Raw genomic sequence first — 24,426 nt, 5'->3', positions numbered from 1 at the left:
GACAGACACCATGAGCGACTTAACTACCGACAAAGTATTTGCCAGCCCGCTGGCTGAAATCGCCGGATTTAAATTTGACGATCGTGTAGCTGCTGTATTTCCCGACATGATCAAACGTTCTGTGCCTGGGTATGAATCCATTATCGGAATGATCGGAACCCTGGCAGAACGCTACGTGCAACCCGGCACCCAATGTTTCGACCTCGGTAGCTCGCTGGGTGCCGCCACACTGGCAATGCGTCACCATATCAAGCACCCGGACTGCAAAATTATTGCCGTTGATAATTCCCAGGCCATGCTGGATCGCAGTCAGGCCATTATTAATGCCGATAGCAGCACTATTCCGGTGGAATTAACCCTGGGTAACATTCAGGACATCGACATCTCCAATGCCTCTATGGTGGTACTGAATTTCACGTTGCAATTTATTCCGTTGAGCGATCGCAAGATGATATTGAAAAATATCTGCGACGGCTTAAAGCCAGGCGGTGTTCTGGTGCTGTCAGAAAAAGTGGTATTCGACGACGAACCCCACGATGAGCTGATGATTGATTTGCACCACGCCTTCAAAAAAGCCAATGGCTACAGTGACCTGGAAGTAAGCCAAAAGCGTACTGCGCTGGAAAATGTATTGATTCCGGAAACACTGCAAAATCATCGTGATCGATTGAAAAAGGTCGGTTTTTCCAGTGTTGATGTGTGGTTCCAGTGTTTTAATTTTGCCTCGATGATTGCGATTAAGTAACCCTTTTTGTCATCGCGAACACAGTGAAGCGATCCAGCGTCTTTTGCGTAAGTCACTGGATTGCCGCGGTCGCTTTGCTCCCTCGCAATGACGAATAACCTAGATTAAATAAATGATCAATTTTTCTCCACTCATTAACGCCATCGCCAAAAGTAAACTGAAACGCTGGGCCGAACTTCTTCCCGAGCAAATAGAACAGGGATTAAGTGAAGCTCGCTGGGGCGACCTGCCGGATTGGCAAGCGGTGTTAAAACAGTTACCGGATTTAACACCCAGCCAAGTGGAACTGCTGGATAAAGTTGCTATTGGCACAGCGGAAGATTGTGACGAAAGCACTCGCGAACAGCTAAGCGAAATACTCAAAGGTTTGCACCCCTGGCGTAAGGGGCCATTCGACCTGTTTGGTATTCATATCGATACCGAATGGCGCAGCGACTGGAAATGGGATCGCGTATTGCCTCACCTGTCGCCTTTAACCAATCGCCTGATACTGGATGTAGGCTGTGGTAACGGCTATCACTGCCTGCGCATGATGGGCGAAGGTGCACATCGCGTAATTGGCATCGACCCATCTCCACGCTTTGTACACCAGTTCTACACCATGAAGCACTTTATCAATAAAGCTCAGAATAAAGAGCTGGCCTGTGATGTTTTACCGGTGGGTATTGAACAGGTACCGGCAAATCTGCGCGCCTTTGACACGGTATTCTCCATGGGAGTTTTCTACCATCGACGCTCACCAATGGATCACCTGCGCGAATTGAAAGACTGTTTGCGCCAAGGCGGAGAACTGGTTCTGGAAACCCTGATTGTCGAAGGGCCGGAAGGCTATGTGCTGGTACCGGAAGGACGTTACGCGAAAATGCCAAATGTCTGGTATCTGCCCTCTTCCGCGACCATGCTGAGCTGGATGCGCAAGTGCGGGTTTAAAAACCCACGCGTGGTGGATGAATGTAAAACCACTCTTGATGAGCAGCGCGCTACCGAGTGGATGACCTTTGAATCGCTGCCGGATTTTCTTGACCCGAATGATGACAGCAAAACAGTAGAAGGACATCCAGCTCCAGTTAGAGCGGTGTTTGTAGCAGAAGCGCCTTAACTGACATTCTGAGCATTATTTTTTGTCATTCTGAGTATTATTTTTTGTCATTCTGAGTATTATTTTTTGTCATTCTGAGTATTATTTTTTGTCATTCTGAGCAAAGCGAAGAATCTCAAACTAGATCGAAGTACGAGATTAGCGCTGGGCGCCAAAGGCGACAATCCCGATGCACATAAGTCCTCAGGTCCTTCACTCCGTTCAGGATGACACTATGCATGTAGGTGCATCGTCATTGTCATTCTGAGCAAAGCGAAGAATCTCGTAGTAGCATCAATCCAGAGACCCTTCGCTTCGCGAAGAATGACAGAAAAATCAGTCGTCCAGAACCACAACCGGCGTGGTCAAACCAAACTCCTCATGCACCTGCTGGCACCAGCGGTTGAGGCGGTCAGCAGTCAACTCTTCCTGCTGGTCTTCATCCAGTGCAAGGCCTACAAATTTAGCTTCACCGGGAATTTCAGCCTTGGAAGCTTCAAATTCATAACCCTCGGTAGGCCAGTGCCCTACCACCTTGTCACAACTCTTGATGACCACATCGTGCAACATACCCATGGCATCCAGGAAAAAGTCGCCGTAGCCAAACTGGTCACCCAGCCCGACAAAGGCCACGGTTTTACCTGAAAAGTCGATCTCTTCCAGATCGCCCCAAAAATCTTCCCAGTCAGACTGAATCTGGCCAAAGTCCCAGGTTGGTATGCCCAGAATCAGCTTGTCGTAGTCGAGGAACTCCAGCTGGGTTACTTCACCAATGTCGTGAATATCTACCACATCTTCACCGAGCCTGGCAGCAATTCGCTGCGCCACACCTTCGGTATTCCCCTCGTCACTGCCAAAGAACAGGCCAATCTTTTCCACGTGCTGCGATCCTGATATTCGTTATAAAGGAGGGAATTTTCCCAGTTCGCCCAAGCAGGTGCAACCGCCGATATTGCTACCCACAAATAAAAACGCCAGCCCCTTTCGAGACTGGCGTTTTAAAAGAGCTATAAAGAAGTGTTATTACTTCTCCAGTGCCTCAGCCGGAGCAACAAACTCCATGCCGTGTGCAGTAGCAACTGCATCGTAAGTGATCATGCCTTTGTGAACGTTCAGGCCGTTCAGCAGGTGCACGTCTTTCAGCATGGCAGCCTTGGCACCCATGTTAGCCAGAGAGATGGCGTAAGGCAGGGTTACGTTGTTCAGTGCCATGGTAGAAGTACGGGCAACACCACCTGGCATGTTAGCCACACAGTAGTGAACTACACCGTCAACCACGTAGGTTGGATCCTGGTGAGTAGTTGCCTTGGAAGTTTCGAAGCAACCGCCCTGGTCGATAGCAACGTCAACCACAACAGCGCCGTCTTTCATGCGAGAAATCTGGTCGCGGGTCAGCAGACGCGGGGCAGCAGCACCCGGGATCAGAACAGCACCAACTACCAGGTCTGCTTCCAGAGCGTATTGCTCAATAGCAGCAGCGGTAGAGTAAACGCACTTAACCTTACCTTCGAACTCTTTGTCCAGTTCACGCAGACGCGGAACAGAACGGTCCAGAATAGTAACGTCTGCACCCATACCCAGAGCCATGGTTGCCGCGTTGGCACCAACCACACCACCACCAATAACCAGTACTTTAGCCGGAGCAACGCCAGGTACACCACCCAGCAGTACACCTTGGCCACCCTGTGCTTTTTCTAGGTGGTGAGCACCAGCCTGGATAGACATACGGCCAGCTACTTCTGACATCGGCGCCAACAGCGGCAGAGTGCCAGCGTTGTCGGTAACGGTTTCGTAAGCAATACAGGTAGCACCAGACTTAACCAGCAGCTCAGTCTGACGCAGATCCGGAGCCAAGTGCAGGTAAGTGAACAGAACCTGACCTTCGCGCAGCATTTCACACTCGTTCGGCTGCGGCTCTTTAACCTTAACGATCATCTCGGCACGTTCGAAGATCTCTTGCGGAGTAGCAACGATCTCGGCGCCAGCAGCTTCGTACTGGTCATTGTCAAAACCGATGGCAGCGCCACCGTTGTTTTCTACCATTACCTGGTGACCATTGCGGATCAGCTCTTTAACAGAGTCCGGGGTCAAACCGATGCGGTATTCGTGGTTTTTGATTTCCTTTGGTACACCAATCAGCATGAGATAGCTCCTGAATCCTGGATATTGGGACTTATATATATCGTTCTATATATGGTTGTCTGGACTTTGCCTGACTACAGCTCAGGCAGTTCTTCAGATGGTGGCCATTATATGGATTGGCCACAAAATTGTTTGATTAATTACCGACTTTATCCGAAAATTTTCCTGTTTAAACAAATTATTCAAGAAATTTTATGCAGAAGCGCGCCAAAGAACTCAGCAAAATAGACCGTAACATACTGAAATTGTTACAAAAAGACGGCCGAATGAGCTACACCGAGCTCTCTAAGCATGTAGGCCTCTCTGTCACTCCCTGTATAGATAGAATCAAGCGACTTGAGAAGGAAGGTGTCATCAACGGCTATACCGCCCTGATCAATCCCGAGTTCCTGGACGCAGCACTGGTGGTATTTGTTCAGATCCGCCTGCAACGTACCTCTCAGGAAAAGTTTGAAGCATTCCGTGAAGCTGCCGTTTCATTGCCTGAGGTTCAGGAGTGCTATCTGGTTACCGGCAATTTCGACTACCTGATCAAAGCTCGCGTCGCCGACATGTCAGCATATCGTAAGTTTCTTGGGGAAACCTTGTTACAACTTCCGGGGGTGCAGGAGTCTACCAGTTACGTGGTAATGGAACAGCTTAAAGAGACCCTGGAGATCCCGGTGCAAAAACCCTGAAGAGCCCAAAAACCTCTTCACCCCCCAAAACTGTATAAAACTTCAACAACTTGATTCATAGGAAGATTTTTTTCATTTTTTTATCAAAACAGGGTTGACTCATACAGGTCGCATCCCTATAGTACGCGACCTCAACGACGCATCCGTAGCTCAGCTGGATAGAGTACTCGGCTACGAACCGAGCGGTCGGAGGTTCGAATCCTCCCGGATGCGCCATATACAAAACCCGGTCAGAAATGACCGGGTTTTTTTATGCGCAGGAGTGGAGGTGAGAACCTCCCCAGGTTCGACAAATTCCGAAAGGAATTTGAACCAAGCAGCCAACGGCTGCGCAGCCCCATAGGGGGCAAAACAGCCCACAGGCTGTTTTGAGTTAATCCTCCCGGATGCGCCATATACAAAACCCGGTCAGAAATGACCGGTTTTTTTTATGCGTCAGACGAAGCCCGCAAGGCCAGAAAATCCCATAGTATTTTTGATCAACCCTTCCGATATAAACACGACAACAACAACAGATCCTTCGCTACGCTCAGGATGACAAATTATGCTCGTCATCCCCGCGCAGGCGGGGATCCATCGTGAAAAATTCTCGGTATTTATGGGTTCCCGCCTGAGCGGGGATAACGAAGCAAGAAAATATTAAAAGATGTAGGGTGCGCCATGCGCACCACATGCAAAAGGTGCGCACGGCGCACCCTACATAAATACAGGGATCCTTCGCTACGCTCAGGATGACAAATTATGCTCGTCATCCCCGCGCAGGCGGGAATCCATCGTGAAAAATTCTCGGTAATTGTGGGCTCCCGCCTGCGCTTGGGATGACTAAAAAAGAAAATATTAAAAGATGTAGGGTGCGCCATGCGCACCACATGCAAAAGGTGCGCATGGCGCACCCTACATAAATACAGGGATCCTTCGCTACGCTCAGGATGACAAATTATGCTCGTCATCCCCGCGCAGGCGGGGATCCATCGTGAAAAATTCTCGGTAATTGTGGGTTCCCGCCTGAGCAGGGATAACGAAGCAAGGAAATATTAAAAAATGTAGGGTGCGCCATGCGCACCACATGCAAAAGGTGCGCACGGCGCACCCTACATAAATACAGGGATCCTTCGCTACGCTCAGGATGACAAATTATGCTCGTCATCCCCGCGCAGGCGGGGATCCATCGTGAAAAATTCTCGGTGATTGTGGGTTCCCGCCTGAGCAGGGATAACGAGTAAAGAAATATTAAAAGATGTAGGGTGCGCCATGCGCACCACATGCAAAAGGTGCGCACGGCGCACCCTACATAAATACAGGGATCCTTCGCTACGCTCAGGATGACAAAATATACTCGTAATCCCCGCGCAGGCGGGGATCCATCGTGAAAAATTCTCGGTGATTGTGGGTTCCCGCCTGAGCAGGGATAACGAGTAAAGAAATATTAAAAGATGTAGGGTGCGCCATGCGCACCACATGCAAAAGGTGCGCACGGCGCACCCTACATAAATACAGGGATCCTTCGCTACGCTCAGGATGACAAATTATGCTCGTCATCCCCGCGCAGGCGGGGATCCATCGTGAAAAATTCTCGGTATTTATGGGTTCCCGCCTGAGCGGGGATAACGAAGCAAGAAAATATTAAAAGATGTAGGGTGCGCCGTGCGCACCAAATGCAGAACGGTGCGCACGGCGCACCCTACAAAAACCCATAAAAAAACCGTGACACAACTGTGCCACGGTTCTCGCACTCACCTTACCGCTTTTAAAACTACATCGACATCATCATTGCTGGCGCCATTTGCACTTTCTCTTCCAGCAGCTCCGCCAACTTCTCATCCAGCGCATAGCCACGCAGATTTTTGGCAACAATCTTGCCAGTCGCTGCTTCAACCAAATAGTTTGCCGGTACACCTGCAACACCGTACAGTTCGGCAACAGGACTGTCCCAGCCTACGAGGTCGCTGGTATTTACCCACGAAAGCTGCTCTTCTTCTGAAGCCTGTGCCCAGGCATCACGATCGTCATCCAGTGAAAACGCAAAAATTTCAAAACCTTTTCCATGGAATTTTTCATAGGCTTTTTTCATGTGTGGAATTTCTTCACGGCAAGGACCGCACCAGGAAGCCCAGAATTCCACCAGAACGTATTTATTCTTTTTACGGACGTCGATCAATTTGAGTGTCTCACCATTCAGACTCTCACCCTCGAAATCCAGAATACTGGTACCTACCGCAATGGCGCTTGCCTTATCTGTCTTCAGTTTGCGAGCTTCTGCACTGGCAATGGATTCAGAAAGCCACTCATTCTCGGGATATACCTTTGCGAGTTCATACATTTTCTCCAATACCCAAGACCCACCACCATAGCGCAGCATCTGGATTGCCAGCAGGCTCGCCATCGGGTCATTGTGATTCAGGGCAACTTCTTTCAATCCCTCATTTTCAAGATTGATGGTTGCCATCTGGCCCTCACCAATTGCCTGACTCACTGCCTTAAGCTCTTCCTCGGAGAGTGTTTTATCACTGGAAGCCTTCAGGGCAGCCTGAAATTCATCCATTGCCTTGTTATAGGTCTCACTGTTTTTCCAGGAACCCATCACAATGTCGTTGTAGTGACCAGTGGCAGAGGTGTGATCTCTGGTTGTGTAAGTGACATGGACATCACCTGGCTCCAGGATAAATTGCTGCCCCTTAATCGGAGCCCACTTTTCACCATTAGGACCAACGCCGTTCTTTACATAAACAAAAACTCGCTGAGCCTGATCCACTTCCCCTTCTACACGGAACTTACCATCTGCCAACTCCGCTGAAGCAACCACCACTGGCTGATCATCTTTATATCCGCTAAAAATAACCACCTCTCCACCGACATACATTTCAGAGAAATCACCGGTAAGAACATAGGCGTTAGGGTTCTGCACAGCACAACCAACGATGGCGACCAGAAGTCCCATCAATATTGCCACTGCCGTAACGACTGACTTTTTCAAAACACTCCACTCCTGAAAATTATTTAACTCATTATTCACTGCGCCAGCAATCAAGCTGGCTCATTGTGATAAACGAATCAGAAGCGAATTTTGGGAATTAACAGCCAGATTATGCGGATAGCTCTTTACAGAGAGCCCTAAAACGCCTTTTCAACCCCCATAAAGAACAGTCGCCCTCTAGGGTCGGCAACATTCAAGTTCAGGCCATCCAATTCTTCCGGGATATCATCCGAACTTCCAGCAAACTGCAAATCACTGAATTGATTACCGATATTATTGACCCCTACCAAAACCCTCACATCCTTAAACCAGGCCGGTGTCTCCCAAAGGCTACCTTCAGAAAAGTCATACGACAGAGTCACGTCGATTATCCTTGGTGTTTCACTCTCAAGCATTCCTCCAATAACGTTCCGGGATTTTAAGTTACTCGAAAAGTTGGCATCCCAGTCCATCGACAAACCGCGATAATTCCACCCCAAACGCAGATTAGCCCGATAGCGCGGGATCATTTCAAAAACACTGGTATCTTTCTCGCCAATGAGACTCTCAACAGGATCTCCAGGCTTGGTCAACACATCAAATTTATCGGTATAGGCGATATTCAGGCCAGCAATAAAATTACCGTAGTCAGACTCCAACTGGTAGCGCAGTAGAAAGTCCACCCCACTTACATCCACAGTCGCTAAATTGATAAACCGACTGTCTACTTCCCAACGGCCTTCACCATTATTGAAATCCGGATCGTAATGAATTCGATCCGGAAACTGCACATCATCCACGCCCAGGGTAATAAAGGTCGAGGGAAACGGAATAATGCGTCGGTTATATTCAGTCTGATGCCAGGTTGCGGCCAGTAACAAACCCGGCACCATATCTGGCAGCCACTCCAGCCCCACACTCAGTGTATCCGCTTCTTCCGGCTGTAAATCCGGGTTACCACCTCGGGTATAAAGCGCGGGTTCAAACGTAATACTGAGTGGATCCTGTCGAAGCACGGCAATGAATCCATCTTCCTGGCGCGGCTCCAATAATGCTTGCGATTGGGTAGGCGCAAGGAAAGCGGTACTTCTATAGGCTCGGGCGCGAACCTGGGAATTTGGGCTCCATACCATGCCAAACTGCCAGGTTACTTCACTGCCAACCGTACTGTAGGAGTCATAGCGTGCGGAAGCAGACACATCCAGCTGCGCTATGCCCGGCACACTATTGTCATCACCAATTATGGGAACCAATGCCTCGGTAAACAGGGATGTCACCTGTCGGGAAACTGAGGCGTCATAGGCACCAACCACAGGAGAATCGAACGGGGAGCTGATACCCCTGAAAATCTGCTTATTGGCAGAGCGTAACTGTTCATCGCGCCACCCCCCGCCCATGACCAGCTGAACATCTCCACCGGGAGCCCCTCCCAAATACCCGCGAACATAACCCTCAACATCGAACTCGGTATTCACTGAGGTGGCCTCTTCATCAGGAAGTCGAATGGCATCCAGAACCTCCGGGAAATTACCGCTGCCCACCGGGTCACCATAAGGATTAAAAGCCAGGTCCGGATCGCTTTCAGCCAGCCGGCGCCTTAACTCGGCCAAGTCCAGGTTGTTATAAAAGCCCGAATCAAGCGATGTTCGATTTACAAGGGTATACACCTGCCAATCCCACAGCTCACCAACCCCAAAATTACTGAACTGGCCACTAAAACCTGCAGAAAAACGCAGGCGACGAGAGTCTGTATCACTCCCCTGCACACCCACTACAGGAAGCAATCCGGTTACACCATGCGCCACACCGAAAGGGTTGTATGGATTCTGGCTGGATACTGTTCCGGAAAAACTGGAGACGCCACTATTGGCTTTGGTTTGTTGGGCGCTGTAGTACAGGTGGGAAAAGAACTCCACACCCTCGTTGTTCACCTCCTGGCGCAAAGTACCACCCAGGGTATATCTTGATATCTCTGATATCAGACTGACGCCCAACTGAGGCGACTCATTCAGGGTTGTTGAGAAGGTAGTAAAATCACTGAGTTGCAGCTGGGTCCCGTCCTGCCCGGAAGGTACCGAAGCCTGGAATACCGGTATGCCTCCGGCAGGTGGAGACCCGGTATTGGGCACCAATGTATCACCCACGCGGTAAAAAAGAGGCTCCCCAAGGGTGCTATTTGACAGATTAGCTGGCGAGTTAGCCGAACGACTGGTGGTTAACCGCCCCTCCCGCTCACCACCGTCCAACTCGGTGGTTTGGTAGTACTCAAAGTTGGCGCTTAGCTGTCCACTCTCCCAGCTAAGCCCCCCGTCAATATCAGCCAACAACTCTTCAAACCCGCCCTGCCATGGACGCCCATATCGAATGGCAGCATTGGCACCTTCATAATCTTCGCGAAGAACTATATTGACCACCCCACCCACAGCATCCGAACCATAGATGGAAGAGGCACCATCCAGTAACACTTCAATGCGCTCGACCGCGTGAAGTGGTATACCGGACACATCAGAGACTCCGCCCAGCAGCCCGGCTTTGCCAATTCGCATGCCATTAACAAGCACCAGTGTCGACTCATCCCCTAGCCCCCTGAGGTTAACGCTCGAGGCGGAGGTGACATTTTGGGCACTGTTAAAGTCACTGCCAAATGCCGCAGCGACCCCAGTAACACTATTGATATTTTGAGGAAGCTGCCTCAATACACGCTCGAGAGTTGCCTCACCGGTAGCCTGAATTTCCTCCTGGCCAAGCACAAGGATATGGGCAGCAAGTTGCTCGAAAGACTGTTCAAGGCGGGTGCCGGTTACCACTATCTCCTCTGGCTGAGGCCCCTGCTGTATGCGCATCATTTTGAAGCTTTGGCCCTTTCGGACAATCAGCGTACCGTCTTCCTTTATCGAATATACAAAACCGGATTCACCCAACAACGCATCAAGCGCCTCTGAAAGCGTATATTCTCCGGTTAGAGCTGGCGCCATGCTGCCTTCATCAATTCGAGCCCGCATTACCAACTGGACTGCTGCCTGCCGGGACAATTCGACTAGCGCCTTTTCCAGGGGTTGGGCAGCAACATTAAATGTAATTTTCTCAGACAAGTCCGAGGACAGGCTGTAATTGGCTGCACAGAGCAAGGCCATACCGAGCCCAACTGTTCTGCAGGTTTTCTGTATTTTTCGAAACATATAGTCCCTATCCCGAAACAGTCGCATCTGGACTACTGCTAACTATTATCTTGGAGCCTGCTGCTACATCCTATTCCCAAAATCGTCTCCTTATTCGTTTGTATTTACGAATGCCCTTGGAGAATTGTCATGATGCCAAAAGAGTCGATCGGTGACCATATCGTCATCCTCGGTGGAGGTACTGCCGGATGGATGGCGGCCAACCTGTTCGCACATGAATTTGGCGACACATCCAACATTACCCTGATTGAGTCCAGCAGTATAGGTACAGTAGGTGTTGGTGAGGGTTCAACACCTTATTTTGTTGAACTGTTTCGAAAGCTGAATATCCCAGAAAGCGAGTGGATGCCTGCCTGTAACGCAACCTATAAATGTGGCATCAGTTTTTACAACTGGTGTGAAGAGCCGGAGTACATACACTATTCCCACCCCTTTTTTTCACAGCATGACAGTTCAATCGGTCAACATTTTTTGCGTAACTGCCACTTACGGCGAGCTGGCATAGCCGCTGACGTTAATGCCAGAGATTTCTTCCTCTCATCGGAGCTGGCAAGAACGGGTAAAGCACCGCATACCAAAACCCCTTCAAATCTGAACCATGATTACTCATATCATTTTGATGCCGGGTTGTTGGGTAATTTTTTGAAAGAAAAGGCCATTGGTAAGGGCGTAAAGCATATTGTTGATACCGTTTCGGAGGTTACCCGAAAAGAGTGCGGAGATATCGAAGCCCTGATTACCTCAACCCATGGGGCTATTGCAGGAGACCTGTTTATTGACTGTTCGGGATTCTCCGGACTGCTGATAAATAAAGTTTTAAATGTCCCTTTCCTGCCATTTGATGACTGCCTGTTTAATGACAGTGCCATCGCTATTCCCACTCCTATAGAAGCTAATAAGCTGCCTTCGGAAACTACTGCCACTGCATTGAGCAATGGTTGGGCCTGGAAGATCCCTCTGACGAGCCGAAATGGAAATGGCTATGTCTACTCCTCGGCATTTACGTCAGCAGATCAAGCTGAGCAGGAGTTACGCAATCATTTGGGAGCAAGCTCAAAAGATGCACCAGCCAGGCACCTGAAGATGCGCATAGGCAGGGTTGAAGCACCCTGGAACCATAACTGCATTGCTATTGGGCTCGCACAAGGCTTTGTCGAGCCTTTAGAGGCTACAGCAATTTCTTTTACCCTGTTTTCACTCAATCTCTTTATCGACAAGCTGCAAAAATCCGGACTGTCGATCGAAACACAAAAAGCTTACAACGAAGATATAAATCGTTCTTTTGATGGAGTAAGAGATTACATTGCGCTTCACTACAAGCTTAATACGCGTAGTGACTCTGATTACTGGAAAGCCAACAGAGAAAGCTCAAATACCTCTGATACACTTAACAGTATTCTGGCTGCCTGGGACGACTCCAACTCCAATTTTGACTACATCCTTCAACAGCTGACAAATAACCTGATCTTCCCTCGTACATCCTGGTATTGCCTGCTGGCAGGTAAAGGTCGGTTTAATCACAAATCGACTTTATCAAACCAGATCACCCTGAAAGCAGACCAGGCTCGATTAATTTGCCAGAAACTGGCTGAACAATTTCATGATCAGCGTGAGTACCTGAGCCAACTGAGCCAGGAAAAGTAAGCCCCATTGTCCTGATAAGGAAACGCGTAATCCGGGAGGTCATTTACTGACATCTACATATCCCGGATTTCGCTTCGCGACATCCGGGCTACTCTAGTATTTTTTTCCAAACACAAAAAAGGCCACCCTGCAAAGAGTGGCCAAAGAGGTAGGTATTAGCAGGTTGTTTAAAAACTATCTGCGTTTCCACTACGGCGTTAAAAACGTTTTACAACAACCTTTTAGTCCAGCAATTCTTTTAATTTTTCATCCAGCTTATGACCGCGCAGGTTTCGGGCAATCACTTCGCCTGTTTCACCATCAACCAGGTAATTGGCAGGAACTCCCATTACCTCATACAGCTTTTTGGGTTCACTTTCGCTGCCGTGTCCGGTATCGATCCAAGGCAGGTTTTCTTCACCAGAGGCTGTTTCCCAAGCGTCTTTATCATCATCAATGGTGAATGAGAAAATCTCAAAACCTTTATCGTGATACTTCTCATAGGCTTTTTTCATGTGAGGAATCTCTGCGCGGCAAGGACCACACCATGAAGCCCAGAACTCCAACAACACATATTTATTCTTGCTGCGAACATCTTTCAGGGAAATAACTTTTCCTTCCAGGGTTTCAGCATCGAAGTCTTTGATGCCACTGCCAATACGACCAATTTGATCGTTCTTGGCGCGCTTGGCGTAATAGGCTTCCTGACTGGCAATGTACTCATTAACCCACTTGTCTTCAGGGGCCATTTCGCGAATGGTATATGCCGCATCAAGCATCCAGCGCCCACCCAACCAAGCAGTCTGGATGGCAAGTTTACGAGCCAAAACATCCGGATGAGTCGTAGCTACCTTGTTACGACCTTCAGCTTCCAGGTCAAACATTTTGCTTTGCGCTTCCGAAGCCTTATCCAGACGAGTACGCTTCTCTTCTTCGGTCTCACCAGCAACTTCAGTGTACAGGCGCTTCATCTCAGCCGCTGCCGCTTTGTATTCCTCTGACATTCTCCAGGAGTTATACACTGCGTCATTGTATTTACCGCCGCTTACTGCAAATTTGCTAAAGCCAGCATTATATGGAGCCATAGTCAGCTCACCTGGCTCCAGAATAAAGCCCTGACCTTTTGTTGGCGCTCTTTTGCTGCCGTCCTCACCTACGGCATCAAGCACATAGAAGTAGACCTGTTGCACATTGTCCACTTCACCCTCAATGCGAAACTTGCCATCTACCAGCTTGCCTTCAGCCAGAATATTAAGATTGTCCCTCATGGACTGGCTGCCACTGGATGCCGAACTCATCGACATGGAACTGCCCATAGTCATGGCTGCCGCTGGTTTAGCTGCGCTCTTACCATCAGCTTCTTTTTTGCTCTTCTTTTTTTCCGGTGACCAAATCACCATATCACCGCTTTTATATACAGATGACATATCACCGGTAATAACAAATTTTTCACCTGCTTCAGCATTCACTGCCACAATGCCAATCAGGCATGACAGGATTGTTGTTTTCAGTTTTTTCATAGCTAACTACTCCTAAATTTCAGGGCGAATCGATAAATAGGAGTTCGCCCCGCTCTCTCCTAAAAATGGCCAGCATTGCTAATGCAATACTGGCCAAATAAACATCAAAAATTAAAACTCTTTTTTCAGTGTCAGGTTAAACACACGACCCCGACCAATAGCTGTCTGGGCGTTGGCACTTCTAACTTCAGTTGTGCCAGAGTCAACATCAAAGACTTCGGTTTCACTGAACTGATTTGTCAGGTTCTGGATACCAAGAACTACCTTCGCACCTGACATCCAGTCTGGTGTATTGAACATGTCACCTTGATCAACATCGTAACCAATAGTCATGTTCAAAAGCTCTGGCGCTCTGGTTGTGGTAATAAAGTTAGGTTCATCTCCAAGCATGGAAATTTGCTTGGTATCACTGGTACGACTCAGGTCCAGAGAAGTGTTAAACCCATGATAAGACCAGGTGAACTGGATATTGCTCTTGTACTTGGGAACGACCTGGAAGGTTGATTCAGTACTGGCACCCACAACATCAAGCGCCTGATCACCAACGTCTCTTTTCATTTCGTGACGAGTCACGTGAGACAAACCAGCATCCAGGTAAAAATCACCCATGCCGTTGCTCCAGTTGTATCGCAACTTGTAGTCAACACCTTCATGCTCAACCGATGCAGCATTAATATAACGAGTATCCATCAGATACGTGCCATCCGGCTGCTTAACGATATCACTTGGGAGATTATCCAGATCAACAATCGCACCATTACTGTTCAACACGGTAATCATATTGATGTAATCAGTCTGGTGGTGCGTAGCTGTGAGCGTTAATCCCGGCAAGAAATCAGGAGTTAACTCAAGGCCGATACTGCGAGAGTCTGATGTCTGGTTTTCCAGAGACGGGTTGCCACCTGCGATGGCATCCACACTTTGAAAACTCAAGCTGCCATCTGGATTTTCAATAAATACGAAGGCAAAACCAATATCAGCATCCGGGTTGGTCAGACGAATCAGCTGGTTTAATTGCGGTGCAACGAAGGCCTGCTGAGTATTTACTTTGACTCGAACCTGATCATTCAGGGTCCAGATCAAACCAGCACCCCAGGTACTGTCACCACCAGGATCTTTCAGCTCATTGAACGGATCATTAGTCAGGTCAACATCTTCTCCACTGATGGTGTAGTCACGATCCGCTTTAGTGTTGTAGTACTCGTCATAACGACCACTAATTGACAAATCAAGGGATTGAACTGCAGTGATTCCCATGTCCTCGCCAATTAATGGCACCAGACCTTCAACAAATGCAGAGCGAACATCCCGCCCTACTTCAGCACTGTATGGGTCACGACCAATCGGGCCACTGATATCAACCTGGAATTCAGAAGCGGAAGTCAGCTGCTTACGCTGCCACTCAAAACCTGTCGCAACAGTTACCGGACCGGCTGGCAGGTTGAAAAGGGAACCGCGCAAATTACCGGTCACAATAGAGAGTTCATTGCTATTGCTGGCAAATTCCGGAGGCAGCATATAGCCGCTGAGGTTGCTAAATGGATTAATTGGATCGGCAGGCGCACAACTGTAGTAGTCGCGTCCCCAAACGTTCGCATTTGTCAGCGTACAGTCATCCCCGGGAGGCGCAGAACCTGCTGGAACATTCAGGGATTTAGGAGTAACGCCATCTGATGCGAATCCATTGGCCACCGTACCGGTATCCAAACGTGGGGCTATAGAGGCATCTGATTTACTTTTGTTGTAAGTTGTATCGACATTCCACGTCCAGTTCTGGCCAAGGTTGCCATTTAATCCCAGGTTAAAATTCCAGCGGTCTGACTCTGCTGTGCTGTAACTAATTGGCACATCTGGCAATAAAACCATGTAAGTGAAGTCGGCACCAAATGGGTTATAGGGGTTACCATCATCCACTCGATAAGAAACCGAAGGAACCCCACCACCAGAAACAGAATCCCTTTTCTCATAACTCAAAGCTGAAGACAGTGTAATTGTATCTGACAGGTCTTGAGTCAACGAGAATCCAAAGGTGTGGCTATCACGCTTCGGCAGCATTAAACGACCAGCATCAGCAGAGCCATTACCTGTCGCCGTATTATCAATTATGCCGTGATTAACAATATCATTGATATCGCTGTTATTATCAAAATCCACAGGGAAAGAGGCCGCTGATACTGCGGTATACATAGCTTGATCTATAGGATCCAGTGCATTCCACTCTGCAACAGTAATATTGTTACCGTTGGCAGTGTAAAACATTGCACCGTTGGCAAGACCCATGCCAATAAAGCCAGGCCTAGGTGGGTTGGCCGTATTTATGGTTCCCGGCTGATCAGAGAGTGCCAATTGGCTATCAGTTGCCTCTAAACCAGAATGTTTGTAGTACTGGTAATTTCCCTGGAAATTACCACTTTCCCAGCTCATGCCACCATTTACACTGAATTTATATTCATCGAAGCCACCATTACTTGGCATAGTGTAATCAAGAGCAGCTGTTACTCCCTGATAGTCCTTTTTAGTGATGATGTTGATAACACCACCTACTGCATCTGAACCATAAACTGCCGATGCACCATCCAGGACTACTTCGATGCGTTCAACACGTGACATAGGTATGCCACTGATATCAGTAACACCACCTAAAAAGCCATCACTACCTATACGACGACCATCCACCAAAATTAGTGTTGCATTGCTTCCTAACCCACGCAGGTTTGCAGTAGATGCGCCGGTCAGGTTTCTGCCACCATTAAGACTGGAACCAGCAAAATCCGAAGTGCCATTAATATTCTGGGGCAGACGTCTTAAAAAACGCTCCAAAGTGGTTTCACCACTGGCCTCGATATATGCCTCATCATAGATCTGCACCTGACCCGCCATTTCTGACGGATTGCGCGCTACCCGGCTACCGGTAACAACCAGTTCTTCAACCTCTTTTTGAACTTCTTCTTTCTTCTCAGTATCTTTCACGTCAGCAGCCATAACACCAGCACTTGCCACAACCAAAGTGGTGGCAGCAAGCTTCATGCTTGCCTGACGAATCGCGCGCTGTAACTTCAGACCAGCAAACGCATTAATATCTTTTGATTGTAAGTCGTGGTTCATTTGGAACCCCCCTCGTTGTTTACTTGAAGTTCGAACAGAATGTAAATTTCCTGTTCAACTCTTAAATACGAATGGGAGAAAGATTTTGGGAATTTTTTTTAAATTATTTTCTAATTTATTATTAGCGTGAAATAACCAGATATGCAGGCACTCCACGTGAAGATACCCAACACAATCAATAAAGTAGAGATCAGGAAACTGACAGAAGAATTACTGTCTTGAGGGAAGTGCCAGGGCTAAGGTTATTTAGCCCTGACCAAAATACGATTACCCAAACGGATAACCCTTACTGGAAAGACATCAGGAAGCGCAGAGATCGCACCCTCTATTCTGTCTTTATGAATGGTTCCGGTGTAGCGCAGCTCACCTGCTTCAGCATCCAGCTCCAGCTTCTGTTCTGAATAGCGGTTCAAGTCCGAGAAAACTTCTTTTAGCGGTGCATCAACATAAGAAAACAGCCCTTCTCGCCAACTGGCTACAGCATTGAGATCTACCTTGTAAACCTCACCCATATGGCCATCAGTGGTGATGGACAGACCCTCACCGGCAATCAATCTCGGTGGTGTGAACCCGTTATAATCGGCATCCGGTGTACTCACACTGGCTTGAACCATACCTTCCAACACGGTCAAGGTTGAGCCTTGAGCACTGAGACGCACATTATAGGCGGTACCCAGAGCCTGGTATTCACCCACACCGGTATCAACAATAAACGGCCTGTTGGGATCGCTGGCGACATTAAATAGCGCTTCTCCCCGCTTCAGGATAACTCGTCGTTCAGTATCGCTGTAGGCAAAACGCAACTCGGAATCAGCGCCCAACTCCAGATCAGTGCCATCAGGAAGCTCTACCTGCCGATGCTCGCCCTTAGGGGTGCTCATTCCAGCCACCATCTCAAGCTTGGAAGCCTCAATCGGATCTTTTTCGAAAGGGACAAATACCAGGGCTACGGTAGCGGCAAGGGCTACAGAGGAAACCATTGCAACTCGTGGGCCGGTAAACCACCCACGAAACCTCTCGATCCAGGAAGGTCCTTTCTCAATCGATGGTTTTTGCTGAGCGGCAGAATCAGAAACATTATCCATGCCAATGGCATCAAGCTCATCGGCCATTCCCCATAGCATGGACATTTTTTCGTACACGCGACGATGATCCGGATGGGCCTCCATCCAGGTTTTCCACTGTTCCATAGTCTCATCGGTCAAACTACCTTCACTGAAGCGCAACACCCACTCTGCGGCGGCCTCCTCAATGTGGTCTTCCCTGTTTGTCTCTGTAGTCGCTTTCATCATGATTCCAAGAAGCTGTAGTAACCCCGACAATTGCGGGACGAGCGCCATTATACGAAGATTTGCTCAAAACACGAACAGGCACCAATCCTGTCTACTTACCTCAGTAACGAAGATGGTGGGGATTTTGGGAATACTTTGATCACTTAACCCGGAACCATAGATAAAAATTGGTCACGATTGCCAAATTCGATGCTATTGAGCTAATCTAGCAGCACTTAAATAAGTTTACCAAACATGGCATCTGAAGAGCAGTTTGCGCAAATGCTCTCCTCTAATGAGGAGCATGGCGACAAAAATAAAGCCGCATACTACACGCGACTCTACACTCAGCATCGAGTGTGGATGCTTCGTCATGTCATGAAATTCGGTGTTTCCGAAGCCGACGCTGAGGAAGTTGTCCAGGAAGCATTTGTCCGCCTGCTCAAGCTGGACGAACCCAACACCCACAGTTACCTGCGCTCCTATCTTCAGAGAATCGCCAGCAACATCGCGATTGACCGCTTCCGCAGGAAGCAGAGAAGCCCGGAAGTGGAATCAACAGAGATTGAGAGCGACTCTTTTGCGTATGGCGCTACCCCTTCCCCCGAACAGACGGAATCCGGCAGGCAGATACTGAAGCTGTTAAATAATATTCTGCAGGAGCTACCTCCAAAGTGCCGAATAGCCTTTTATATGCACAAAGTACAGGGCCATAGCTACCCAGAAGTTGCCGAGCACCTGGGGATATCCGAGAGCATGGTACGCAAGTATGTGCTGAGAGCTTTGCGTTACAGCTATAGTGAACTCAAAGACCTGCTGTAGGCTCAGACACTCAGGCAATCAATTTCCAAATAAATAACAGACCATTCAAACCTACCAGTTTGGATGCCAGCGCAATCCATCAAAAGCAGGAAGGGTTCGATATGCCAACTTTATTAATAACCGGAGCAAACCGGGGAATCGGACTTGAGCTGACTCGCCAGTACCTTGAAGGAGGCTGGAATGTCTTGGCCTGCTGCCGTCAGCCTGACCAGGCTGATGAGCTCAAGCAACTCCAGTCAGACAACACCATGTTATCCATCCACTCCGTGGATGTGGGCAATGAACAAAGTATCAAACAACTGGCCGAGGAGCTCAAAGGCAAGTCGATTGATGTACTTCTGAATAATGCCGGCATTTATGGTGGCTCTGGAAATAAACTCGGTAGCATCACCAGTGATCAATGGCTGGAAGTATTCAAGGTAAATACCATTGGGCCACTGTTGATGGCACAGGTATTTTTAGACCAGGTTGCATCCAGCGATAAAAAAACCATCGCAACCATCAGCAGCAAGGTTGGCAGCATTGAAGACAATCAATCTGGCAGTAACTACATGTACCGATCATCTAAAACCGCTGTAAATCAGGCGATGAAGAGCCTGTCTATAGATGCATCAGGATTGGGCATCAAAGCCGTGGTATTGCATCCGGGTTGGGTACTGACTGATATGGGTGGACCAAATGCACTCATTAATACTCAACAGAGTGCCAGCGGCCTCAAAGCTGTTCTTGATAATTTGAAAATGGAACAGTCGGGTCAGTTCATCAATTACGACGGCAGTGAAATTCCCTGGTAGCCTGCAGGCTTTTCATTATAGGGTTCCCCTATTGAACACCGCCATAAAAAATTATGCCTCTCCCTTGCAGAAAGGAGAGGCATACGAAGACTCCAACTTATCTACTCGATTAGTCCAGCAGTTCAGCCAACTTATCGTGCAGTCGCTCTCCCCTCAACTGGGTCGCAACGATCTCCCCTTTCTCATTCAAAAGGTAATTTGAGGGTATGCCATTAACACCATACATTGTTGCCGCTGCATTCTCGAACCCTTTCAGGTCGGACACATGAATCCAGGGCATGCCATCTTCTTCAATCGCTTCCAACCAGGCTTCACGACTGTCATCCAATGATACTGCCAAAACATCAAAGCCCTTATCGTGATATTTTTCGTAAGCTGCCAATACATGTGGGTTTTCAGCTCGACAAGGGCCACACCAGGACGCCCAGAAATCGATAAACAGAAGTCTTCCCGGCTTGAGGAGGTTACTGGCCTTCACAAGCTTTCCATCAACATCTTTTTGAGTAAAATCTTTGAAGCTATTCCCTGCGGTTACTTCCGAAGCAAGCCTTTTACGCTCTATTTCCGCCCTGATCCGAGCAAAATAGTATTTACCTAACTGACTCTCCCTAACTTCTTTACCAAGACCATCAATTGATTTTTGCAGGTCACTCTCATTGGAAAAAGACTTCTTTCCACTAAGACTGGAAAAAGCCATCAATCCCAACAATTCATCAGACTTCTCATTGGACAATTTTTCAAGACGTGCAATTTCATCCTGGTCTACCTGCTCGTATTCAGCACGTAGAGCTTTATAACTCTCTTGATCCTCATCTGACCACTGCTCTTTAGGCGTTTCCCAATCGTAGTTCATATCGCCAATTTTATTGTTGATTTCTACACGACGATTATAGAACTCACCTTTAATCTCATCATTGAACAATTGGTAGGTTTCATTACTTTTAGAACCAGAAAACTCCAATATCTTTACGTGTGTCCACTTCTTATTTACAGACACCCCTGCCTCTGATGTCATACGGATCTTGGAATTATCAATCAAAAACTGCCCCCTGCATCTTATGGAGGGGTCATCAAAATGAAAGCTAACCATTGCAGGGGGATTCTCAACTTTACCATTGAAGATAAACTTCCCATCCACTATATCTGCCACCAGGAAATCTACAGGCTTACGGTCTTCCTTATAGAGCTTCATATAGATTTTTTGATTAGAAAGTCCGGAAATATCTCCCTCTACAACCATTTCTTGCCCAGTGGTTGAAGCATAAAGAAAGCCGCCTGCGCCAAGCAAAAGAGCGGCAACCAGAGCCGGAATTTTCATAGAAGACTTAAAAAACGCCATAACTACCTCGAAAACAGGAATTGAAATTAAAGATAAAAATGGGGGAGTTTTACCTCCCCCTAAAGAGTTAAAGATGGATGAATAAACTAGAAGTTAAACTCTTTGGTGACATCCATGTACATGACCCGACCACGGGTATCCACTCTGGAGCCATCATAGCCACGACCAGCATCAAAGAATGGGAATTTATTGTTCAGCAGGTTGCGAACACCCGCATTGATGCGAACACCCTTACCCATATCCCAGTAGCCGGTCAGATCCCAGGTAGACCAGTGTTCAACTGCCTCTGGCGGGTTGGGTGTAAATACCCAGGAACCATCGTATACCCACTGACCACCCGTTCTGTTTACATTGCTGTATCCACTAGAGTAGCGATAGTAAAGGTTGGCACCGTAACTGCCTTTATCCCAACCAAATCGTACGTTGTAGTTTACTTTGTCTGGCCCAAGGTCAGTCTCAATACGCTCTGTAACCGGGGTGTTCTCAAATGCCTGCTCTTCGTCAGTCAAGTTTACGGTTCCCGCCAATTCGGCTATGAAATAACCGTAATCGGTATCCATTTCATATCGAGCAGAGATATCAACATTCTCAACAAGCCTCAGGGCCAGGTTCACATTGACCTGTTTTACCTTGACCAGAACACCGTTTTCATCGCGGATAAACACATCCGGGAATGCATCTACATTATTTCGAATATAGGGATACCAAGGGCGCCCCAAACCAATTTTATCGGTCCAATCGATTTTAGTGTAAGTACTGGAAACAGTCAGGCCCGGTACAAAACTGGGTGACCATTCAATACCACCGCTGAGAGTAACCGAAGTTTCCGGTTTAATATTAGGGTTACCGCCACGGAAAAATGGTACCAACACATATTCGCCCGTTCTTGGATCAAGAACTTCTTCTTCTGTCCTCCAATCGGTCTCCCCTTCAAAAAGGGTTCTCAAGTCAGGTGCCCTGAAAGATTCTGACCAGGAAGCGCGCACTTTAACAGTATCGGTAGGCTCCCAGAGAACCCCAAATTTCGGACTGAAACGGCTGTAGCTTTTGTCTGTTTTTTCAGTTTCACTGTCAAAATAACCACTGTATTCATATTCGTCATATCGACCAGCAACTGTTAACAACAAAGAGTCTGCCCATGACTTACTGTTTTCACTGCTGATAAGCGGTATGGAGCTTTCAAAAAAGTAACCATACACTTCCTGTTTCCAGGTTGTCATATTGGCTTTATAAACGTTTTGACGAGTTTGATCGTCCGACAGATCTAATTCTTCCGGACGATACGTAGCACCCACTGCCAACTTGATATCACCACCCGCAATTTGCATCACACTACCATCAGCATGGACAGTGCCACGCAACATATCATTTCCGGAACTTCTGTAGGTGGTGTTAAACGCATATTGAGAAAAGTCGAATCCATCTTCATGGGCTAACTGATCACCAAAAGGGTTGAAGGCGGGAATGCGATTTCCTTCTTCATCCACCCCGGCAATAGCCTCCTCAGGAATAAGCGTTCCAGAGCTGCCTATGTCTGCTGTGGAGCGACTGGCGGCCACTTCACCACTCGCCTGCCAATCCCCCCACAAATCCACTTTCAACCCCGTGGTCAGGTTATAGGTCTTGTAGGTATTCCTGTAACTTGAATAATCGATAAGACCTGAGCTGATTTCATTCTGGTTTAGATAAAGAACTACCAGGTCTTCACCGGTATTATTGAACGGGTTTGTTGTTGGCACCCTTAGGTACATTGCAGACGCACCCTGAGTTGCAGCAGTGGCCGATTCAGAATATCCACCATCCATGAATAGGGAGACCCCCAGACCTAAATCCTGTTCAACATTGAAATTAAAACTGGTGGTTTCAGAGCTGACACTACCCGCTGGAGAATATTTTGCGCGGTCATATTTTTCGACGTTATCAATACTCAAATCATCAATTGTCCAGTCGACACCATCATGACCAACGGGCAAGGATCCGTAATGGGTGCCATCAGCCCCCCTGACGTTACCCCTGGTGTTATAAGCCCAATAGAGATTTGATGACAAATAATTCCGACCACCTCTGTCCGTAAAATCATAGCTGTCATAACCGGCCTTGTAAGCAGAGGTACTTGAACGCTCCTGAAAACCCAAAGATACCAGCGCATTGCCACTGTCCCAGCCAAAACCAAGATGTTGATCAATGGAGTAATGGCGTGCCGCATTGGCGGAAGTTTCATAGCGAACAGTGGTCTTGGAACCAGAATATTCTTTCTGAAGGATAAAGTTGATCACACCACCCAGCGCATCAGCGCCATAAATTGCTGACGCACCATCCAACAACACCTCTACACGCTCAATTGCACCAACCGGGATGTTACCGAGGTTTACTCGTCCATCCTCATAAGAAGCAGCAGATGCTGTACGTCGACCATTAATCAGGATCAAAGTGGCATTGCTACCCAGTCCTCGCAGGTTGGCAAAAGAGTGACCCTCTGCTCCGTAGGGGGTATCGCGGTCCCGACCCGCTTCTGACAGAGTGGTTGCCATATTCACTGAAGAAAAGTTCTGAGGCAAAGAACGGACAATATCTTCTGCTGTTGACAGACCCTGTCTATCAATATCTTCACGTGTAATCACTATTACGGGAGAAGTTGGCGCCACATTTCTGATGCGACTGCCGGTTACAACAACTTCTTCAACTTTTTGGTCCTTTTTTTCGGCTTTCTCCTCACTGCCTTCTTCTGACTCTGTGACAAGAATTGTATCGTCAGATGTAAAGCTGTACTTCAGATTGCTGCCTAGCAGCATGGCATTAAGAGCTTCCACCAAATCATAATCACCCTTAACACCTTTCAGCCAGGTTTTCTTGGCGATGGACTCAGGAACTATAATTTGAACACCAGCTTTTTCAGCCAGCTCAATCAATGTGACATTTGCGTAGTTACCCTCAATATCCAGATTCAGAGGTTTATCACCAGCAAATGAAAGTGCAGACATTGAAATACAGGTCGCAGCTACCGCACCTGCCATCAATCTCTTTCTAGGGAATTCTCGACGATTCTTTAACATTACCTACCTCACCATAATTCACTTGGATTATGTCAATTTTTTTCGATTGACTAATCTCATAGCGCGCCAGATCGAAAACACCCTACCAATTTTTTTTATTTCCAGAAAAATTAAATTGGCTCACC

Annotated in this window: 15 protein-coding genes and 1 tRNA gene; 7 read left to right on the top strand and 9 right to left on the bottom strand. The window is 47.8% G+C overall.

Annotation, left to right across the window (positions count from 1 at the left end; translation table 11 throughout):
- Window positions 1-10: 10 nt before the first annotated feature.
- Window positions 11-745 carry a carboxy-S-adenosyl-L-methionine synthase CmoA gene (gene cmoA, locus QP938_05435; GenBank protein ID WIO75351.1) on the top strand — a complete coding sequence of 245 codons (735 nt, stop codon included), beginning with the start codon at window positions 11-13 and terminating at the stop codon, window positions 743-745.
- Between the two features lie 112 nt (window positions 746-857).
- Window positions 858-1,844, top strand: coding sequence for a tRNA 5-methoxyuridine(34)/uridine 5-oxyacetic acid(34) synthase CmoB (cmoB, locus tag QP938_05430; GenBank protein WIO75350.1), 987 nt, complete (start codon window positions 858-860; stop codon window positions 1,842-1,844).
- 315 nt (window positions 1,845-2,159) lie between these two features.
- Here cmoB and QP938_05425 read toward each other — a convergent pair whose 3' ends face one another.
- Together QP938_05425 and ald are read right to left on the bottom strand one after the other, a co-directional pair.
- Window positions 2,160-2,702 carry a flavodoxin gene (locus QP938_05425; GenBank protein WIO75349.1) on the bottom strand — a complete coding sequence of 181 codons (543 nt, stop codon included), beginning with the start codon at window positions 2,700-2,702 and terminating at the stop codon, window positions 2,160-2,162.
- 144 nt (window positions 2,703-2,846) lie between these two features.
- Complete coding sequence (ald, locus tag QP938_05420; protein ID WIO75348.1) at window positions 2,847-3,965, bottom strand: alanine dehydrogenase; 1,119 nt, start codon at window positions 3,963-3,965, stop codon at window positions 2,847-2,849.
- A 194-nt stretch (window positions 3,966-4,159) separates the two neighbouring features.
- Here ald and QP938_05415 point away from each other — a divergent pair, with 194 nt between their 5' ends.
- Window positions 4,160-4,642, top strand: a complete 483-nt coding sequence (locus QP938_05415; protein WIO75347.1) for an Lrp/AsnC ligand binding domain-containing protein — start codon at window positions 4,160-4,162, stop codon at window positions 4,640-4,642.
- 139 nt (window positions 4,643-4,781) lie between these two features.
- Window positions 4,782-4,858 (top strand) — tRNA-Arg (locus QP938_05410).
- A gap of 1,537 nt (window positions 4,859-6,395) precedes the next feature.
- Here the strand turns inward: QP938_05410 and QP938_05405 are convergent.
- Together QP938_05405 and QP938_05400 are read right to left on the bottom strand one after the other, a co-directional pair.
- Window positions 6,396-7,616 (bottom strand): TlpA disulfide reductase family protein, encoded by a 1,221-nt coding sequence (locus QP938_05405; protein ID WIO75346.1) that lies wholly within the window; start codon window positions 7,614-7,616, stop codon window positions 6,396-6,398.
- A gap of 137 nt (window positions 7,617-7,753) precedes the next feature.
- Entirely contained in the window at window positions 7,754-10,774 is a 3,021-nt protein-coding gene (locus tag QP938_05400) for a TonB-dependent receptor (protein ID WIO75345.1), read from the bottom strand.
- A 129-nt stretch (window positions 10,775-10,903) separates the two neighbouring features.
- On the opposite strand from QP938_05400, the gene QP938_05395 reads away from it, so the two are divergent.
- A complete protein-coding gene (locus QP938_05395; GenBank protein ID WIO75344.1) occupies window positions 10,904-12,418 on the top strand; it encodes a tryptophan 7-halogenase in 1,515 nt (504 codons plus the stop codon).
- A 221-nt stretch (window positions 12,419-12,639) separates the two neighbouring features.
- On the opposite strand, the gene QP938_05390 is transcribed toward QP938_05395, so the two are convergent.
- From QP938_05390 to QP938_05380, 3 genes are all read right to left on the bottom strand, one after another.
- On the bottom strand, window positions 12,640-13,917 hold the full coding sequence (locus QP938_05390) for a TlpA disulfide reductase family protein (GenBank protein ID WIO75343.1): 1,278 nt from the start codon (window positions 13,915-13,917) through the stop codon (window positions 12,640-12,642).
- A gap of 111 nt (window positions 13,918-14,028) precedes the next feature.
- Entirely contained in the window at window positions 14,029-17,022 is a 2,994-nt protein-coding gene (locus QP938_05385) for a TonB-dependent receptor (protein WIO75342.1), read from the bottom strand.
- Window positions 17,023-17,264: 242 nt separating this feature from the next.
- Entirely contained in the window at window positions 17,265-18,311 is a 1,047-nt protein-coding gene (locus tag QP938_05380; protein WIO75341.1) for a FecR domain-containing protein, read from the bottom strand.
- Between the two features lie 237 nt (window positions 18,312-18,548).
- Between QP938_05380 and QP938_05375 the strand changes: the two genes are divergently transcribed.
- Both QP938_05375 and QP938_05370 read left to right on the top strand, forming a co-directional pair.
- Window positions 18,549-19,115, top strand: coding sequence for an RNA polymerase sigma factor (locus QP938_05375; GenBank protein WIO75340.1), 567 nt, complete (start codon window positions 18,549-18,551; stop codon window positions 19,113-19,115).
- A 101-nt stretch (window positions 19,116-19,216) separates the two neighbouring features.
- The gene (locus QP938_05370) at window positions 19,217-19,909 is read left to right on the top strand and encodes an SDR family oxidoreductase (GenBank protein WIO75339.1); all 693 of its coding nucleotides are present in this window, start codon (window positions 19,217-19,219) and stop codon (window positions 19,907-19,909) included.
- A 109-nt stretch (window positions 19,910-20,018) separates the two neighbouring features.
- Here the strand turns inward: QP938_05370 and QP938_05365 are convergent, their stop codons facing one another.
- The gene (locus tag QP938_05365) at window positions 20,019-21,248 is read right to left on the bottom strand and encodes an AhpC/TSA family protein (GenBank protein ID WIO75338.1); all 1,230 of its coding nucleotides are present in this window, start codon (window positions 21,246-21,248) and stop codon (window positions 20,019-20,021) included.
- Window positions 21,249-21,334: 86 nt separating this feature from the next.
- Window positions 21,335-24,301, bottom strand: a complete 2,967-nt coding sequence (locus QP938_05360; GenBank protein ID WIO75337.1) for a TonB-dependent receptor — start codon at window positions 24,299-24,301, stop codon at window positions 21,335-21,337.
- Window positions 24,302-24,426: the final 125 nt, after the last annotated feature.

The organism is Porticoccaceae bacterium LTM1 (assembly GCA_030252795.1).
Classification (GTDB): Bacteria; Pseudomonadota; Gammaproteobacteria; order Pseudomonadales; family Porticoccaceae; genus SCSIO-12696.
Note: the sequence above shows the minus strand (reverse complement) of the source record. Positions and strands in the feature narration are given on the sequence as shown.

Excerpts from the sequence above, each read along its gene's own strand:
- cmoA (WIO75351.1), top strand. The coding sequence starts at position 11 with ATGAGCGACTTAACTACCGACAAAGTATTTGCCAGCCCGCTGGCTGAA.
- cmoB (WIO75350.1), top strand. The coding sequence starts at position 858 with ATGATCAATTTTTCTCCACTCATTAACGCCATCGCCAAAAGTAAACTG.
- ald (WIO75348.1), bottom strand. The coding sequence starts at position 3,965 with ATGCTGATTGGTGTACCAAAGGAAATCAAAAACCACGAATACCGCATC.
- QP938_05415 (WIO75347.1), top strand. The coding sequence starts at position 4,160 with ATGCAGAAGCGCGCCAAAGAACTCAGCAAAATAGACCGTAACATACTG.
- QP938_05400 (WIO75345.1), bottom strand. The coding sequence starts at position 10,774 with ATGTTTCGAAAAATACAGAAAACCTGCAGAACAGTTGGGCTCGGTATG.
- QP938_05395 (WIO75344.1), top strand. The coding sequence starts at position 10,904 with ATGATGCCAAAAGAGTCGATCGGTGACCATATCGTCATCCTCGGTGGA.
- QP938_05390 (WIO75343.1), bottom strand. The coding sequence starts at position 13,917 with ATGAAAAAACTGAAAACAACAATCCTGTCATGCCTGATTGGCATTGTG.
- QP938_05385 (WIO75342.1), bottom strand. The coding sequence starts at position 17,022 with ATGAACCACGACTTACAATCAAAAGATATTAATGCGTTTGCTGGTCTG.
- QP938_05380 (WIO75341.1), bottom strand. The coding sequence starts at position 18,311 with ATGAAAGCGACTACAGAGACAAACAGGGAAGACCACATTGAGGAGGCC.
- QP938_05375 (WIO75340.1), top strand. The coding sequence starts at position 18,549 with ATGGCATCTGAAGAGCAGTTTGCGCAAATGCTCTCCTCTAATGAGGAG.
- QP938_05370 (WIO75339.1), top strand. The coding sequence starts at position 19,217 with ATGCCAACTTTATTAATAACCGGAGCAAACCGGGGAATCGGACTTGAG.
- QP938_05365 (WIO75338.1), bottom strand. The coding sequence starts at position 21,248 with ATGGCGTTTTTTAAGTCTTCTATGAAAATTCCGGCTCTGGTTGCCGCT.
- QP938_05360 (WIO75337.1), bottom strand. The coding sequence starts at position 24,301 with ATGTTAAAGAATCGTCGAGAATTCCCTAGAAAGAGATTGATGGCAGGT.